The organism is Pelagibacterium sp. (genome assembly GCF_048264985.1).
GTDB lineage: Bacteria > Pseudomonadota > Alphaproteobacteria > Rhizobiales > Devosiaceae > Pelagibacterium.
In genome coordinates, this window is record NZ_JBLXCL010000003.1 from 29,173 (window position 1) to 43,991 (window position 14,819).

16 protein-coding genes and 1 pseudogene are annotated in these 14,819 nt (G+C 56.9%); 10 read left to right on the forward strand and 7 right to left on the reverse strand.

From position 1 onward, the window contains the following. Nucleotides 1–191: 191 nt before the first annotated feature. A pseudogene (locus ACN0TA_RS11815) lies at nt 192–844 on the forward strand (IS3 family transposase); the annotation flags it as partial. A gap of 112 nt (nt 845–956) precedes the next feature. On the opposite strand, the gene ACN0TA_RS11820 reads toward ACN0TA_RS11815, so the two are convergent. After that, complete coding sequence (locus ACN0TA_RS11820; protein WP_417583120.1) at nt 957–2,330, reverse strand: DPP IV N-terminal domain-containing protein; 1,374 nt, start codon at nt 2,328–2,330, stop codon at nt 957–959. Here ACN0TA_RS11820 and ACN0TA_RS11825 point away from each other — a divergent pair. Continuing rightward, nucleotides 2,305–2,496: a hypothetical protein gene (locus tag ACN0TA_RS11825; protein ID WP_417583122.1), complete on the forward strand. Its 192-nt coding sequence runs from the start codon at nt 2,305–2,307 to the stop codon at nt 2,494–2,496. The genes ACN0TA_RS11820 and ACN0TA_RS11825 overlap by 26 nt on opposite strands. A 121-nt stretch (nt 2,497–2,617) precedes the next feature. Beyond that, entirely contained in the window at nt 2,618–3,016 is a 399-nt protein-coding gene (locus ACN0TA_RS11830) for a RidA family protein (protein WP_417583124.1), read from the forward strand. 224 nt (nt 3,017–3,240) lie between these two features. Here the strand turns inward: ACN0TA_RS11830 and ACN0TA_RS11835 are convergent, their stop codons facing one another. Genes ACN0TA_RS11835 through ACN0TA_RS11850 form a run of 4 tightly spaced genes read right to left on the reverse strand, consistent with a single transcriptional unit; the run spans nt 3,241 to nt 6,003 of the window. Beyond that, complete coding sequence (locus ACN0TA_RS11835) at nt 3,241–4,110, reverse strand: fumarylacetoacetate hydrolase family protein (RefSeq protein WP_417583126.1); 870 nt, start codon at nt 4,108–4,110, stop codon at nt 3,241–3,243. A gap of 37 nt (nt 4,111–4,147) precedes the next feature. Then, the gene (locus ACN0TA_RS11840; protein WP_417583128.1) at nt 4,148–4,462 is read right to left on the reverse strand and encodes an NIPSNAP family protein; all 315 of its coding nucleotides are present in this window, start codon (nt 4,460–4,462) and stop codon (nt 4,148–4,150) included. Continuing rightward, nucleotides 4,459–5,253: an SDR family NAD(P)-dependent oxidoreductase gene (locus ACN0TA_RS11845; protein WP_417583130.1), complete on the reverse strand. Its 795-nt coding sequence runs from the start codon at nt 5,251–5,253 to the stop codon at nt 4,459–4,461. Before ACN0TA_RS11845 ends, ACN0TA_RS11840 begins: the two co-directional genes overlap by 4 nt. Nucleotides 5,254–5,265: 12 nt before the next feature. After that, nucleotides 5,266–6,003, reverse strand: a complete 738-nt coding sequence (locus tag ACN0TA_RS11850) for an SDR family NAD(P)-dependent oxidoreductase (protein WP_417583132.1) — start codon at nt 6,001–6,003, stop codon at nt 5,266–5,268. A 292-nt stretch (nt 6,004–6,295) separates the two neighbouring features. Between ACN0TA_RS11850 and ACN0TA_RS11855 the strand changes: the two genes are divergently transcribed. The 6 genes from ACN0TA_RS11855 to ACN0TA_RS11880 are packed head-to-tail and all read left to right on the forward strand — an operon-like array spanning nt 6,296 to nt 11,279. Then, the gene (locus ACN0TA_RS11855; protein ID WP_417583134.1) at nt 6,296–7,291 is read left to right on the forward strand and encodes a DctP family TRAP transporter solute-binding subunit; all 996 of its coding nucleotides are present in this window, start codon (nt 6,296–6,298) and stop codon (nt 7,289–7,291) included. After that, a complete protein-coding gene (locus tag ACN0TA_RS11860) occupies nt 7,263–8,126 on the forward strand; it encodes an SDR family NAD(P)-dependent oxidoreductase (RefSeq protein ID WP_417583136.1) in 864 nt (287 codons plus the stop codon). The genes ACN0TA_RS11855 and ACN0TA_RS11860 overlap by 29 nt, the downstream gene beginning before the upstream one ends. A 27-nt stretch (nt 8,127–8,153) precedes the next feature. Further along, nucleotides 8,154–8,579: a cupin domain-containing protein gene (locus tag ACN0TA_RS11865; protein ID WP_417583138.1), complete on the forward strand. Its 426-nt coding sequence runs from the start codon at nt 8,154–8,156 to the stop codon at nt 8,577–8,579. A 43-nt stretch (nt 8,580–8,622) separates the two neighbouring features. Further along, the gene (locus tag ACN0TA_RS11870) at nt 8,623–9,147 is read left to right on the forward strand and encodes a TRAP transporter small permease (RefSeq protein ID WP_417583140.1); all 525 of its coding nucleotides are present in this window, start codon (nt 8,623–8,625) and stop codon (nt 9,145–9,147) included. 1 nt (nt 9,148) lies between these two features. Next, complete coding sequence (locus ACN0TA_RS11875; protein ID WP_417583142.1) at nt 9,149–10,432, forward strand: TRAP transporter large permease; 1,284 nt, start codon at nt 9,149–9,151, stop codon at nt 10,430–10,432. A 37-nt stretch (nt 10,433–10,469) separates the two neighbouring features. Further along, on the forward strand, nt 10,470–11,279 hold the full coding sequence (locus tag ACN0TA_RS11880; protein ID WP_417583144.1) for an IclR family transcriptional regulator: 810 nt from the start codon (nt 10,470–10,472) through the stop codon (nt 11,277–11,279). Between the two features lie 432 nt (nt 11,280–11,711). On the opposite strand, the gene ACN0TA_RS11885 is transcribed toward ACN0TA_RS11880, so the two are convergent. Both ACN0TA_RS11885 and ACN0TA_RS11890 read right to left on the reverse strand, forming a co-directional pair. Beyond that, nucleotides 11,712–12,092, reverse strand: a complete 381-nt coding sequence (locus ACN0TA_RS11885) for a YybH family protein (RefSeq protein ID WP_417583146.1) — start codon at nt 12,090–12,092, stop codon at nt 11,712–11,714. Beyond that, on the reverse strand, nt 12,085–12,759 hold the full coding sequence (locus ACN0TA_RS11890; RefSeq protein ID WP_417583148.1) for a GntR family transcriptional regulator: 675 nt from the start codon (nt 12,757–12,759) through the stop codon (nt 12,085–12,087). The genes ACN0TA_RS11885 and ACN0TA_RS11890 overlap by 8 nt, the downstream gene beginning before the upstream one ends. A gap of 227 nt (nt 12,760–12,986) precedes the next feature. On the opposite strand from ACN0TA_RS11890, the gene ACN0TA_RS11895 reads away from it, so the two are divergent. Continuing rightward, on the forward strand, nt 12,987–14,819 hold the full coding sequence (locus tag ACN0TA_RS11895; RefSeq protein WP_417583150.1) for a gamma-glutamyltransferase family protein: 1,833 nt from the start codon (nt 12,987–12,989) through the stop codon (nt 14,817–14,819).

Here is a 14,819-nt window from a genome sequence, read left to right on the forward strand (position 1 = left end):
AGTAATCAAAATCGGCAAAACTGATGGAGAAGGGCAAAGCGGCATTGTCCAGCCACATGTCGCGCCCATTGGCCGAGGTGAAGTGGTTTACATTAGCTCCGGCTGGATCTTGGAACTCCACACGCACCGAAATGATCTTGCATAGTGGTAAGCCTCGCCGACGAATAGACTTAGTCTCTTCGTTGGGCGGCGGCTATCGGCGCGTCCACGTCATGCTGCGGCGTCAGGGTATTGAGATGAACCTGAAAAAGCCCTGGCGGTTCTATCGTGAGGAGAAGCTTCGGGTCCGCAAGCGTGGCGGGCGGAAGCGGGCTTTGGGCACCAGGCGCCCCATAGGTGTGCCAATGGCGCCAATGAACGTTGGAGCCTGAACTTTGTCAGCGATGCCTTCATCGAGGGTCGCCGGTTCCGCGTCCTGGCCGTGGTCGACGACTACACGCGGGAATGCCTGGTCCTTGTGGCTGACACGTCGCTTTCAGGCCTTCGGGTCGCGCGAGAACTCGATGCTTTGATCGTGAGGCGCGGCAGGCCGATGACAATCGTCTCCGACAACGGCACCGAATTGACCTCGATGGCAATCCTGAAATGGTGCCAGGACACTGGCCTCGACTGGAACTACATCGCGCCGGGAAAGCCCATGTAAAACGGCTTTATTGAAAGCTTCAATGGCAGCTTCAGAGACGAGTGTCTCAACGAGACGTTGTTCTCATCACTGGCAGAAGCCAGAACCTCGATCACGCTTTGGAAGGAGGACTACAACCTGCAAAGACCACATTTATCGCTTGGCAATATCTCGCCCGAAGAATTTGCCATGAAAATGGCACTGGCAAAACAGGCCGCATGAGGCCACAAATTAACCCCCGGATTCTCCAATAAGCCGGAGGAACAAAGGGCTCAGGGCACAGGTGAAGGATCATCAGATGATCCCGGAGGTTTTTGCTGTGAAACAGTGCCGACTAGGCGCTGTAGCGGTCGATGAAGTCCTCTCCCTTGGCCAGCCCCATGATCCAGCCTTGCTCGGGATATGCGTGCCAGACATTGGTGGCGGGCGCGCCAGCAAAACCTGCTGCATAAAAGCCGGGCTTCTTGAACAGGGACATCAGTGTCATCAGCCCGCCATAGCTAGATCCCCAAAGACCGACGCGCTTGCGGTGTGCATAGCCGAGGTCGACGAGTGTGGTGACGCAATCTGCAATGTCTTCGATGTCCTGGCTGCCGTAGCTATTGAGCATAGGCCGGTTCCAATCCCGCCCGCGCCCGAAGCTCCCTCTGATTTCCGGGCTGACAACCACGAAACCGCGCGAGGCGAGATACTGGTCGATGCCCCAACTCGGATGGGCAGCCCGTCCGCCCCATTGGTTAAGAAGTCCGTCGGAATAGATCGATCCGACCACCATTGGGTAGCTGCCATTGAGTTTGAATCCGGGGGGCAGCATGACGCGGGCCGTCAGTTCGGCGCCATCGACATGGCTGACGAACGGAACATAGCGCACATGGGCCCAATCACGCTGGGAAAATTCGGGGCGGGGCGAATGGGTGATCCGTGTCGCCTCGGCGGAATCCGGCAGGGGCTGCACGAAAAGTTCGGGCGGCGTCATGTCATCGCTGAACAGATCGGCAAGGGCCTGAAAATCGGGGGCGTAGACCGGAACGTGAATGCCAGCGGCATGCGTCAGTCGCCTAACTTCTCCGCCGGCCGGTGGCACGCAATAAACGTGGCGCTCGGCGGGGTGTGCAGCATTTGAGACGAAATAGACGGTGCCATTTGCAGGATCGACAGCAAATTCGGCTATTTCCCAAGCACCTGAGGTCAGCGGCTCCAGGGCAGCGCTCGCGGCGGCGAGCCTGTGGAGATGGTTGAAGCCGTCGCGGTCGGTCATAACGATCAGGCTCTGGCCGTCGGGCGCGAATTCGACCTGCCAGTCGGGTCGGATCTTGAGGGGGTCATGAGCCGTGTACTGCACGGTGCGTGCGCCTGAGCGCGTGTCGAACATGAAGATCGTATGGGTCTTGATCGAAAGATCGCTGCTGCTGATGAACAGGGTGCTGCCGTCCGGCGAGAGACCGTAACCCCAGACGGCGTCCTCGGCGTCGGGGCGATCGAACCATGCCGGTCCGCCACCCGATAGCGCAATGCAGCCGATCCTGCGGCGCGTCAACAAATCTCCGGGAAAGGCGCGGGTGAACCGGTCCTTGCGGGCTTCCCCCCGCGCGTCATAAGCGATTTCGATCTTGCGGGTGTTGGTGTCGTCGGCTTCCACTAAGACGATCGACTTGCCGTCTGACGACCATTTGAAGGATACGATGCCGGCAAAACCGTTTCCGGCCACGAGCGATGGCTTCACCGATCAGCACGCCGCCATGCTGGCAGCGATCAAAACTGGAGAATGGGAAGCTCTCGGTGTTGCCTGCGAAGCAGATATCCGGGCATCTCGTGATCTTCTTTTCGATATCCTGAAAACCGAAGAGCAGGAAGCGCCGCAGACAGAAAGCTGATCGTGCAATCTAGACGCCGGAGCGCCACCCGGATGTTCCCTCCGTTCGCCTTAAGGGGCAAGTGGCTGACGTGTTTTCTTTATTATCCATGAGCATGGATGCAAATTAATAAGGGTGTGCAATGACTTCTAACCGATGGGCAATCTCATCAGGCTCAAAATTAGAGAAGCTCGCAGGATATTCGCGCGCCGTTGTGGACGGTGAATGGGTTTTCGTGTCGGGTACGGCGGGACACAATCCCGACGGCACCATCTCGCCTGATCCCGAAGAGCAAACCCGGCAGTCTCTGCGGACCATCGGAGAGGCACTGAGCAAGGCTGCCGCCGACTTGTCCGACATCGTCAAACTCAATGTCTATGTGGCTGACCGTAAGGATGTAATGACTGTCTCAAAAGTATTGGGGGAGCATTTTTCCGACCCGCGCCCCACCAATACGACAATCATCTGTGGGTTTCCTGTCGAGGAAATCAAAGTAGAGATCGAGGCGACAGCATTGTGCCGCACCAAGTCAGCACGCTGAGGCAACTTTAGGTGTTGGCCGCGGCGTGACGTCGTTTGGGTTGGCTGGAATCTGTTCATATGGCCAACGGCGATAGTCGGCTATTAGCTCAGCCAAGATTGTTGTATGGGGTATTGGGGCATCAGCAATTCGGCTTGTTTGAGCCAAAAAAGTTACGCACCCTGGAAGCATATAGCTGCAATGGAGTAGTGCTGCTGGCTCTTGAGGATTTAAACTGCGCCTGTTTATCTGGCAGTTGCAACGCAGCGGTTGCTTAATTCTCCCAATCCTTTTGCAACAACCCGGATATGATCTCCTGCAGCCAGAAATCGTGGCGGTGTCATTGCCATTCCGATCCCGCTCGGCGTTCCGGTCAGGATTACATCGCCTGGGTATAGTGTCATGCCGAAAGAGAGCTCGGCAATCAGTTCGGGCAACGCAAAAGCCATTTGTCGAGTCGATGCGGACTGGCGTTGCTCGTCATTAACGAAGGTCTGGATTTCGATGTCGTCGAACGTGATTTCGTCGGCTGTAACGATATAGGGTCCGGTGGGGCTTGACCTGTCGATACTCTTTCCTTTTAGCCATTGCCCCCCATGTCGTCGTTGCAAGTCGCGTTGGGAAACATCGTTGGCCAACATGTAGCCGAAGATGTGTTCGTGCGCGCATTCTGGTGATATCGAGCGGCCCTGACGTCCGATAACTACCGCGATTTCCCCCTCGTAATCCCATTTCTTGGAAATGGTGTCGTCAATCGGGATGTCATCAAAAGGGCCCGTGATCGCGTTGGGCGCTTTGGTGAAAAATGTCGGTGCAACCGGGCGCTCGACCTCTTGCCCGTCCCGCTTGCCGACTCCCTCGTCAAAATGATCCCAGTAGTTCCAGCCCGTGCAGAGGACGTCGCGGCCAAACCGCCCTATCGGTGCGAGCAACACGGCCTCCGAGGCGCGAACACGCTCGACCGATGCTGCGGCAAGCGCCTCGATGTCTTCAAGGCTCAAGGTCACGAAATCGACCATGTCCTTGAATTGGGAATTGTCCAAAAGCACATAATCGTCGCCAATGAGAATGCCGACGCGCGCGCGCGCCTGATGCTGCAGCGTGGAAAGCTTCACTTTATATCGCCTGTCGTAATTGGATGAGCCCTCTGGGCTATCGAAGGGGAGAGAAGGGCAGTGGAGAAAGAAACCGGTTGCTCATCTTCAGGATCAGCGGCGTGCAGGATTGAATATAGGTCTGCCATTCGGGCGCGGCCGCCAATTGAGCCCGTCGTCGTGAGCGGTCCTCGAGCGAATCGTAGGCCCAAAGATGTACCAGGTTATTGAGATCGCCAGATTCGGTGGTGAAATAGCCGACAAGGTGCCCCAGAATCGATTGTTGCAATGTGCGCGGTCCATCGTCATAGAGCGCCAGATATGCGTCCAGCTGGCCGGGCTTGATACGGTATGTTCGTTCTTCGATGATCATGACTTTATCTTCTGCTTATCGAAGAGTCCCGATTCCTCGGATACGCGCCGATAGGCAGCCCCGGCGGTAAAGCCGCCATCAATCACAAAGTCCTCGCCGGTGATGAACGCGGATTCATCACTGGCCAGGAAGGCCACAAGATTTGCGATTTCGTCCACGCTGGCGGCCCGCTTAAGTGGGGTCATCTCGATCATCGGTCGCAGGTGGGGCGCGTCTACATTGAGGTCGGTAAGCACCAATCCCGGGCAGACAGCGTTCACACGAATGCCCTTGCTGGCGAATTCCATGGCAGCGGCCCGTGTCAGTCCGCGCAGCGCCCATTTCGATGATGTGTAACCGGGATCGTAGTGTGCTGAAAAACCGCTGTTGGACGATATGTTGATTACCGATCCACCTTTGACTGCGAGCAATTCGGCCAATGTCTTGATGCCTATAAAGGCGCCGGTAACGTTGACGGAAATTAGCCGGTTCCAGGCCGCGACCGTCGTGTCTTCGATGGACTGGCGATTGATGATGCCGGCATTGTTGACCAGGATCTGCAGAGAGCCGAAGCGTTCCTTGACCAGAGCCGCGATGCGATCCCAGTCGCGCCCGTCGGTGACATCTAGCTTTGCGAAGTCAACATCCAACCCGTCGGACTTGAGCGCTGCAGCTACAGTCGCCCCTTCCTGTTCGAGCACGTCGCAGATGATGACAGATGCGCCCCGTTTTGCCATAAGTCTGGCTTCTGCGAGACCCTGCCCGCGCGCTGCTCCGGTGACGAGCGCTGCTTTTCCGTTCAGATTGGTCAAGACTGTATTCTCCTAATATGTGGCCCGGCCGCCGGACAGATCGTGTACGGCGCCGGTCGAAAACGTGCAGCCGGGCGAGACCAGCCAGGCCGTCAATTCGGCAACTTCATCGGGCGTACCTGTCCGGCCCATCGGAATTTTTGCGCGGTTTGCTTGGATCGTCCCGGCGTCCATCTGGTCGAGCAAGCGGGTCTGGATCAGGGCCGGTGCAATGGCATGTGCCCGGATCTGGGTATGTGCCAACTCCCGTCCGATGGATTTGGTCATGGCAATGAGACCGGCCTTGGCCGCCGAGTAGGCAGCCATGCGCGGGTTGCCATCCTTGCCGGCGATTGAAGCAAGCACAACGATATGGGCAGGTTGGTCGGGATCAAAATGGGCCAGCGCCGCGCGCGCGCAATAAAACGCGCCGTTGAGATTGACGTCGAGCGTGCGGTGCCATGCATCGAGCTGGTAGTTCTGGGTCATCTCGGTCGGGCCAGTGATGCCTGCGGCATAGACCAGCATGTCGACGCCGCCCATTTTCTGCGTGGCGTTGGCCATCGCCGAACTGACCGCTATGGGGTCTGTAACGTCCACGATTTGTCCTGATTTCTGCCATTCTGCAGGGAGCGCCAGATCCCAAATCTCAACTATTGCCCCGCACGAGGCCAATCGGCGTGCGATAGCCTGACCGATTTCTCCGGCGCCACCGGGAACAATAGCTCTGCGGCCGCCTAGGTCGTAACCGTTGCGTTGTGGTGTCGTCATGCCTCTTCCCTAGCCGCTCCTCGCCAGCGCCCTTTGACCTAGCCTTGTCATGGGGCCTTGGTCAACTATTATCATATAGTGACTTTCTCAAGTTTCTCTCTGTTTTCGATATGAACGGCAATCGCTGAGAAAATCCGAAAAGTCCTTGATAAACAGCCTGCATGCTACTCAAACTTATGTACAGTTTGCGAGTCTTTTCGCTCGTTGGATTTGACAAGTCTTACAATATGAGACATTAGTTTGCGCGAGTGGCGAGCAAACGCCGCCACAAATCTCTTGGAGGAGAATGAACATGTTGGGAGTTTCCCTGCGGTGCGCATGCGCTACCGCCATCCTGACTGCAGCCGCGCTGCCTGCAAGCGCTCAGACGATCAAGTTCAGCTATCCGGTGTCCAGCGAGAGCACCATGGGGCAGACCGTTAGCCATTTTGGCGAGCTGGTCGAAGAAAAATCCGGCGGCAGCATTACGGTCCGCCCTTTTCCCGATGCGCAGTTGGGCAATGAAATTCAGTCCATTTCGTCGGCTCAGGGTGGCATTGTCGAAATGGCTGTGACGACCACAGCCGGTCTTGCTTCGCTGGTTCCCGATTTTGATCTGTTCCAGTTGCCTTTCACGTTCTCGAGCTATGAGCAGCTCGATACTGTAACGCGCGGTCCTGTGGGTGTCGCCGTTCTCGACAAGATGGAGGCATCTGGCCTTAAGGGGCTGTGCTATTGGGATTATGGCTTCCGCAACATCACCAATAATCAGCGCCCCGTCGAGACGCTGGCCGATGTGTCGGGCTTGCGGATCCGTACAATCCAGAACAAGGTTTACATCGACTCCCTTGGAGCCTTGGGCATCAATCCCACGCCGTTGCCGTTCCCCGAGACGTTTACGGCGCTGGAAACCGGCGCCATCGATGGCAATGAAATCGCCAATGACGTGACCCGTGCTTCCTCATTCTATGAGGTGCAGGATCATCTAACCGAAACACGCCATTTCACGACGATTTCGGTTGTCTACGCCAGCAAGACATTCTGGGACGGATTGAGTGCCGACCAGCAGACGGCGGTGCAGGACGCCTGCGCGGAGTCTTCGGTCTACAATCGCGACATTATCAACGCGTCGAGTGAAGAAACACTTCAGTTCCTGGAAGAGCAGGGCATGCAGATCAGCGAGATTTCCAACGAGAATCTGCAGGAATTCCGTGATGCTGTCGCGCCGGTCGTGGAGCAGGTGTCGTCCGGTCTCGATCAGCAACTCGTCGAAGAGTTCAATGCAGCGGTCGCTGCTGCCGCGCAATAGCGCAAATAAGGCCTTTCTGGGAAGCCAGGAAGGCCGACTTGATTCCTCGCCGTGTATCGGGGGCGTCAATCAGCAACAGATCGAGGACGACATGCTTTTAAGCGGCAAGACTGCTGTGCTCAGTGGCGCTGGAAATGTTGAAGGTATCGGGTTTGCGACGGCCAAAGCGTTTGTCGAGGCTGGTGCCCGTGTGCTGCTCGTGGACATTAACGAGGCGGAGTTGGCCGGTGCCGCTGAACGACTGGGTGACGCTGCGGTCTATGTCTGCGCCGATGTCCGTTCCGAGGATAGCGTGCGCACGGTCTTTGACCGCGTTCGCTCCGAGTTCGGGCGCCTTGATATCCTGCTTAATAATGCCGGCATCACGCAGCCTCGCAAGACTGTCGACATCACCCGTGATGATTATGATGCCATCATGGATGTAAACCTGCGTGGAACGCTGATCATGACCCAGCAGGCGCTTCCGTTGATGGCGGCGGGCGCATCGATCATCTGCATAGCATCGATCGCTGCGCAGCGCGGCGGCGGGCTCATGGGCGGGCCGCATTACGCAGCGTCCAAGGGCGGCGTTGCCAGTCTGGTCAAAGCAATCGCGCGCGATGTCTCTCCCGCCGGCATCCGCATTAATTCGGTCAATCCCGGCGTGATCATGTCGAAGATGACCAGAGATTTCTACACCGACGAAATCACCGCGAAGGTTTTACCCACCATCCCGATGGGACGGTTCGGCGAGCCTTCCGATGTTGCATCTGCCTGCGTCTTTCTTGCCTCGGACCTATCGTCCTACATCACTGGCTCGGCAATCGACGTGAATGGCGGAATGCATATGAACTGACCAAAATCCAACCCAGGACTAACTGAGATGACCGAAGACGTCGTTCCTGTCGTCACGCGCGCCAATGCGCTAGACACCAACACCGGGCAATCTGGAGACGCGGTGCGCAGATCCGGTGTGAGCCCACAGCACACCCCGGCCACAAAACTTTGGTTTGGCCGCGTCTCCAACGAACCCGGCTTCCGGTCTCCTCCCCATCATCATGGGGAAGCCGAAACAGGTGGGTACGTCCTTGAGGGCCATGGGCGCATCTACTTTGGCCGGGACTACAAGAGTTATGTCGACATGGCGCCGGGCGATTTTGTATTTGTGCCTCCCCACATGCCCCATGTCGAAGTTAACATGAGCATCTCCGATCCCTTGGTTTGGCTGACCTGCCGCACGCCCGACAACATCGTTGTGAATTTGCCGGACGTCGAAGACAGTGACCTGGAAGGGTATCGGCGCGCTTAGCCGAAGTTGAAGCGAGCACACGCCATTGCCTGAGGAGGGGTGGATGTCCAAAATTGTAGAGTTCTACTTTACGTGTCTAAAGTGGTTTGTCGTCCTGTGTCTTGCCGGGATGGTGGTGCTCGTGTTCGGCAACGTTATACTCCGGTATTTCTTTAATTCCGGGATTACCCAGTCTGAAGAGTTTTCACGTTGGCTTTTTGTTTGGACCGTGTTCGTGGGTTCCATTCTCGTGCTGCGTGAGAATGGGCATCTTGGGGTCGACTTCGTCGTAAACAGCCTGCCGCGTCCGTTGCGCGTAGTCGCATTGGCGGTCTCCCACATCCTGATGCTGTATGCGACCTGGCTGATCATTGCAGGAAGCTGGGTTCAGGTCCGCGTCAATCTCAATACGTTTGCCCCAGCGACAGGGCTTTCCCAGTCTCTCTTTTTTGGTGTCGGCCTGGTTTTTGGTGTCTCTGCGGCGGCCATTCTAAGTTACCGGCTGATGTTGATCCTGACCGGTCGGATGCACCGCTTGACGACGGTCGACGAAGAGCGGATCGCGCTCGAGCGCGCTGGGGTTAAATAACATGACTGTTCTGATATTTGTCGGAGCGCTGCTGGGCAGCATGGCGCTGGGCATGCCGATCGCCTATGCCCTGATCATGACTGGTATTGCTTTCATGGTGCATCTGAACATGTTCGATGCGCAAATCATCGCGCAGAACATGCTCAATGGTGCCGACAGCTTTCCCCTGATGGCAGTACCCTTCTTCATGCTTGCAGGCGAAGTGATGAATGCGGGCGGTTTGTCCAAACGTATCGTCAATCTGGCTGTGGCTGCGGTGGGCCATATACGCGGTGGTCTCGGCTATGTGGCTATCGTTGCAGCCCTTATCCTTGCGAGCCTTTCCGGGTCGGCCGCCGCCGATGCTGCCGCCCTTTCGGCAATTTTGATCCCGATGATGATAAAGGCTGGCCATGACGGCGGGCGATCGGCTGGCTTGATCGCTGCTGCCGGAACGTCCGCGCTGATCATTCCGCCCTCCATTGGCTTCATCCTGATTGGTGTGGTTGGGCAGATATCGATCACCGACATCTTCGTCGCGGGAATTTTTCCTGGCCTTGTAATGGGCCTCGCGTTGACAGCGGCATGGTTTCTTGTGTCGAGGACCGAAGAGAGTACATCGACCCAAAAGGTGCCACTCTCGACAGTGCTCAGGGAGGCTTGGGCGGGCATATGGGCATTGCTCCTCCCCGTCATCATTCTCGTGGGCCTTCGTTTCGGCGTTTTTACGCCAACCGAAGCAGGTGTGATTGCCGCAGTATACGCACTGTTTGTGTCGATGGTCATCTATCGCGAACTCAAGGTGTCGCAGCTTTTCGATGTGTTGCTCGGTGCGGCAAAAACCACGGCAATGGTGATGTTTCTCGTTGCTGCCGCTCTGGTCTCGAGTTGGATGATTACGGTTGCGGGCCTTACCGGCCAGGTCACTGCGATGATTGCACCGTTTGCCGAGAACCCTGTACTGTTGATGGCCGCTATCGTACTGCTTGTTCTGGTGATCGGCTGCGCCATGGACATGGTGCCCATCATCTTGATCCTTGTGCCGGTCTTGCTGCCCAGTGTACGTGCCGCAGGCATCGATCCGGTCTATTTCGCCGTGGTCTTCATGATGGCCGCTGCCGTTGGGCTGCTGACGCCGCCGGTCGGTTCGGTGCTCAATGTGGTGGCCGGGGTGTCGAGGATTTCACTGCCACGGGTCATATTTGGTGTATGGCCATTTCTACTGGCCCAGTTTGCCGTCCTTGTCGTGTTGATCTTGTTTCCCCAAGTGGTGACAGGGCCCGCTGCATTGCTGCTTGGAAAATAGAAGGGGTAGGCCGCGCTATCAGGAGGGATATGTAACGATGAACAGTCTGGACAAGATGCTGGCCATCTTGGACGAATTCAACGAGCAAACATTGTCCATCGATGTGGCACGCGCAGCGGAATGCTGTGGTTCCTCTCGCGCCAGCACGTACCGCTATCTTCAGGCCCTCACACGTTCGGGATTACTTACACCCGCCAGTGGTGGGACATATACAATCGGATCGAGGGTCATAGAACTTGAAATGCTCAAGCGTGAAAACGACCCTCTTTTGCGTGCCGGCCTACCGTTCATTCGCTTTTCGTCGGAAGAACTTGACCTCAACATCATGCTTTGCAGCTATTATGGCGACAAAGTGCTTTGTGCAGACCTTGCATGGCCCGATCATAGTATTCCTGAGATCTACAAGCCCGGGCGCCCTATGCCGATTTTCAGAGGCGCAATGGCCAAGGTTATTCTCGCCAGCCTGTCGGTTTCCCAGCTCAAGAGTATCTACGCCCACAACAAGGAACTGATTGGCGAGAATGGCCTGGGGCAGAACCTGACCGCCTTTCTCTCCAGCATGGCCGAGATCAAGAACGCTGGGTATTGCATCACGCATGCCGAGGTTTTCGAGGGGCTTGTGGGCATCGCTGCACCTGTAAGCGACTCCGAGGACCGTGTTTTGGGCAGTGTGGTTTTTGTTGTTGCCGCCGAGCGCTTTGAATCCGGTGAACATCTGTTCTTTATCAATCAGATCAAACACATTGCGTCAGAAATCGAGCGCCGCATTCAAAAACGCTTGGCAAGAGACGACGCAACGCCGGTTATCGCGGCCCGGCCCGGACGTAGCCCAATATATAAGGCTTAGCGGGCCGGAAAGTGAGGCCATAGGTGCATCACAGGTCTTTTGATTGGCTCTGGATTGTGATTGTGCCCCTGATATTGGGGGGGCAGCACTATCTATCTCTCAATTGATGAAACACGGTATCGTGCCAGCATGGTTCTGCCCGTCCCATCCGCTGCCTGTTGAAAATGGGGCTGCAACGCGACTGTCTCGCTGCGTTATCGCATGCGCCCGGGACAGATCTCAAACGCGCGCCATCGGATGGCTTCAAGAGCAGGTGGGCTTCACCCAACGTTTTCGGCAGCGGGAGGTCGTTGATCTCGCGGCTTCTCCTTTGGTGACGTGACTACCATTTAACCACTTCTAAGGAGAGCGCGCTGATCGGATGGCCAGGCCGCAAAGCGCGAGCATTAGGAAAATTGGGGATCCGGCGCACCTGGGTCACTTGCTGTCTGGTCAGCGCGCAGAAACGTGATTGAGCGTAATAACCCAGCCGATTTCCGGCCGCTTGTGCAGGATGCGCGTATTGATTCCTGTCTGGCTCCGGACGCTTCGGCTCAATGAGTACGTGCCGACCAGCTGGGCAATGCAGGGTGCCAAAATCGTTATCGCCATATCTGAAAAGGTCAGCCTGCCCTGTTGCCCCGGGGCGCCGCCATAGTCGCGCTCATAGTGCTCGAGCGTGGCCTGCCAGTCATCTTGTATGTGTCCGCGAGAAACAAAAATGACGTCGGGATTGGCAAATCCCTCCATATAACCAGCGAAATCTCCAGAATTCCAAGCGTCCTGCATGCGCCGCATGAGTGCTAAAATTGCGTCAATCTCAATGCTATCCATCGGTAGGCTGCCCATTGCGGCGCATTAGAAACTCTTGTGCGGCGGAGACCAGATGGCGACGCAGCGCGGTGCCGGCCCGCTGCGCATCCTGGTCGAGCAATGCGTCAACGATATCCTGGTGCTCTTGGCAGGAGCGTTTTAGACGCCCTTGGTCCTGCAACTGATATCTGCGAAACGGCCGAAGTTTCAGGCGCATACTGTCAGCCAGCGCCACAAGGTCAATATTGTGGCTACCCGCCATGATCAGCGAATGGAACTCGGAATTGACAGCTTCATAAGCGGCGAAATCTCCCCGCTCGGCGAGAACGTTCATGTTGCGATGCATCGCTTCAAGCTTCGCCCGCTCGCTCATTGTCATGCGCTGAGATGCAAGCCGCCCGCATGTCGCCTCCATTTCGGCCATCGCCTCAAACATCTGGTCAATTCGTTCCGGGGACAATGAGGCGACCAGGACGCCCTTGTACGGAACGCGTTCAGCAAGCGCACGACCGCACAATGCGTGGAGAGCTTCGCGGACAGGGGTGCGGGACAAGCCAAAGCGCTGTGCGAGTGAGTTCTCGTCCAGCCTGGTGCCGGGTTCGATCCTGCCGGAGATGATTTCGGCCTCAAGCTGTTCGACCACTGTATCGCTCTGAACGCGGCGGCCTTCCGTCAAATCATCGAGCATGGTCCTGCTCCCTCCCATCTATCGCTTTTCGCCCAAAATAAGCAAAAATCAGCTTGTGTCGGCATTGCGTATACAATGTGGTTGCATTCTGCAATTAGAGTATACAGAATGTCGAACTAAGGAGCAAAGTGCATAAGGCTCACCCCACCCACGCGCGTCGGCGCAAGCTTTGTGTGCAATTTGGCTCTTTTACTCTTTTTTGTCGACTGAACTAGCAGGTGCAACAGATGAGCCAGTTTACAACCCGTCCGGAGTTGCGTGGAACACTCGGCGCTGTATCGGCAACACACTGGCTGGCCTCCACTGCAGGGATGTCGTTGCTTGAAAACGGGCACACAGCATTCGATGCTGCGGTTGCTGCCGGCTTTGTCTTGCAGATCGTGGAGCCTCACCTCAACGGTCCAGGTGGCGAAGTGCCGATCATTGTAACACCTGCCGGACAGAGGCCGATCGTCATATCGGGACAAGGCCCATCGCCAGCAAAGGCGACGCTGGCCCACTTTGCCGCGCTTGGCTTGGATCTTGTGCCCGGGACTGGCCTGCTGCCCGCATGCGTGCCTGGAGCATTCGGCGCATGGCTGACCTTGTTGCGCGATTACGGCACGGCGGAACTCGAAGATGTTCTCATGCCTGCCATTCACTACGCAGAGCAGGGCCATCCCATCGTTGAGCGCATATCAAACACAATTGCTACAATGCGGGAGCTGTTCGATACTCACTGGAATTCGTCCGCCGCACTGTACCTTCCCGATGGTTGTGTTCCTGGCGCGGGAAAACTGTTCCGCAATCCCGAAGTCGCCAAGCTCTATCGCGATATTCTTGAGCAAGCACGCGGCGCCAAGACCCGCGAAGCGCGCATAGAGGCCGCACTTGCCTACTGGTACGAAGGGCCGGTCGCTGAGCGGATCGGCCAGTATTGCGAGACGGAGTCGGTTTGGGACGTGTCTGGGCGCCACCACTCGGGGTTGTTGCGTGCTGACGATATGTCGGGTTGGCGGCCAAAACTCGAAGTGCCGCTTTCTGTCGACTATGGCGAATATGAAGTGTTCAAATGCGGGCCATGGTCCCAAGGACCGGTATTGCTCCAAGCACTGAACCTGTTGTCGGGTACGGCGATTGCGGAAGTCGATCCACTTGGTCCCGAATTTGTCCATCTGGTCACTGAGGCGACAAAGCTGGCAATGGCAGATCGTGATGCCTGGTATGGCGACGACGGCGACGTGCCGATGGAAGCGCTCCTTTCTGATCAATACACAACCCAACGTCGGTCGCTGATCAAGGATACCGCTTCGCAAGTCATCGAGCCCGGCGCGCCGGGGGGGCGAAATGCCAATTTCCCGCCACAACGCGCATTCGGTACCATCAAGCAGCCCGGCATGGGCGGAGGCGAGCCGACGGTTGCAAAAGACGTTCCCCCGCCCACTGACAGAGCTGGCGAACCTGCACTGGATAATGCCGGCGCTCAGCGCGGCGACACTGTTCAGGTCAGCGCTGTCGATCGATGGGGAAACATGGTTTCGGCTACCCCTTCGGGAGGCTGGTTCCAATCAAGTCCGGTTATTTCAGGACTCGGGTTTTCACTGACCACGCGCGGCCAGATGTTCTGGCTGACGGATGGCTTGGCCTCCTCGATGCGACCGGGTGTTCGCCCGCGTACGACGTTGACGCCGACAACTGTGTTCAAGGACGGTGCGCCATATCTGGCTCTGGGCACGCCGGGCGGGGACCAGCAAGACCAGTGGCAACTTCAGTTTCTGCTGCGCCACTTCCATGCCGGATACAAAATCCAGCGCGCTATCGATGCGCCGGCCTTTCACACTGATCATTTGCCCAGCTCGTTCTGGCCGCGAGAGGTAGGCCTTGCCTCTCTAACGCTCGAAGAGCGGTTCAGCCAGGAAACTATCGAGAATTTACGGGCTCGCGGTCACGTCGTGAAGACGGCCGACCCTTGGGCGGAAGGGCGCCTGAGTGTTGTCGGTCGAGAAATGGATGGAGACAGCCAGATCGTTTTGGCCGGATCCAATCCCAGAGGGATGCAGGGCTACGCTGTAGCTCGCTAA

What these genes read in the sequence shown, in the direction of transcription:
- ACN0TA_RS11855 (WP_417583134.1), top strand. Translation starts at nt 6,296, where the DNA reads ATGTTGGGAGTTTCCCTGCGGTGCGCATGCGCTACCGCCATCCTGACT.
- ACN0TA_RS11830 (WP_417583124.1), top strand. Translation starts at nt 2,618, where the DNA reads ATGACTTCTAACCGATGGGCAATCTCATCAGGCTCAAAATTAGAGAAG.
- ACN0TA_RS11880 (WP_417583144.1), top strand. Translation starts at nt 10,470, where the DNA reads ATGAACAGTCTGGACAAGATGCTGGCCATCTTGGACGAATTCAACGAG.
- ACN0TA_RS11870 (WP_417583140.1), top strand. Translation starts at nt 8,623, where the DNA reads ATGTCCAAAATTGTAGAGTTCTACTTTACGTGTCTAAAGTGGTTTGTC.
- ACN0TA_RS11865 (WP_417583138.1), top strand. Translation starts at nt 8,154, where the DNA reads ATGACCGAAGACGTCGTTCCTGTCGTCACGCGCGCCAATGCGCTAGAC.
- ACN0TA_RS11825 (WP_417583122.1), top strand. Translation starts at nt 2,305, where the DNA reads ATGCCGGCAAAACCGTTTCCGGCCACGAGCGATGGCTTCACCGATCAG.
- ACN0TA_RS11850 (WP_417583132.1), bottom strand. Translation starts at nt 6,003, where the DNA reads ATGACGACACCACAACGCAACGGTTACGACCTAGGCGGCCGCAGAGCT.
- ACN0TA_RS11840 (WP_417583128.1), bottom strand. Translation starts at nt 4,462, where the DNA reads ATGATCATCGAAGAACGAACATACCGTATCAAGCCCGGCCAGCTGGAC.
- ACN0TA_RS11885 (WP_417583146.1), bottom strand. Translation starts at nt 12,092, where the DNA reads ATGGATAGCATTGAGATTGACGCAATTTTAGCACTCATGCGGCGCATG.
- ACN0TA_RS11890 (WP_417583148.1), bottom strand. Translation starts at nt 12,759, where the DNA reads ATGCTCGATGATTTGACGGAAGGCCGCCGCGTTCAGAGCGATACAGTG.
- ACN0TA_RS11860 (WP_417583136.1), top strand. Translation starts at nt 7,263, where the DNA reads ATGCAGCGGTCGCTGCTGCCGCGCAATAGCGCAAATAAGGCCTTTCTG.
- ACN0TA_RS11895 (WP_417583150.1), top strand. Translation starts at nt 12,987, where the DNA reads ATGAGCCAGTTTACAACCCGTCCGGAGTTGCGTGGAACACTCGGCGCT.
- ACN0TA_RS11875 (WP_417583142.1), top strand. Translation starts at nt 9,149, where the DNA reads ATGACTGTTCTGATATTTGTCGGAGCGCTGCTGGGCAGCATGGCGCTG.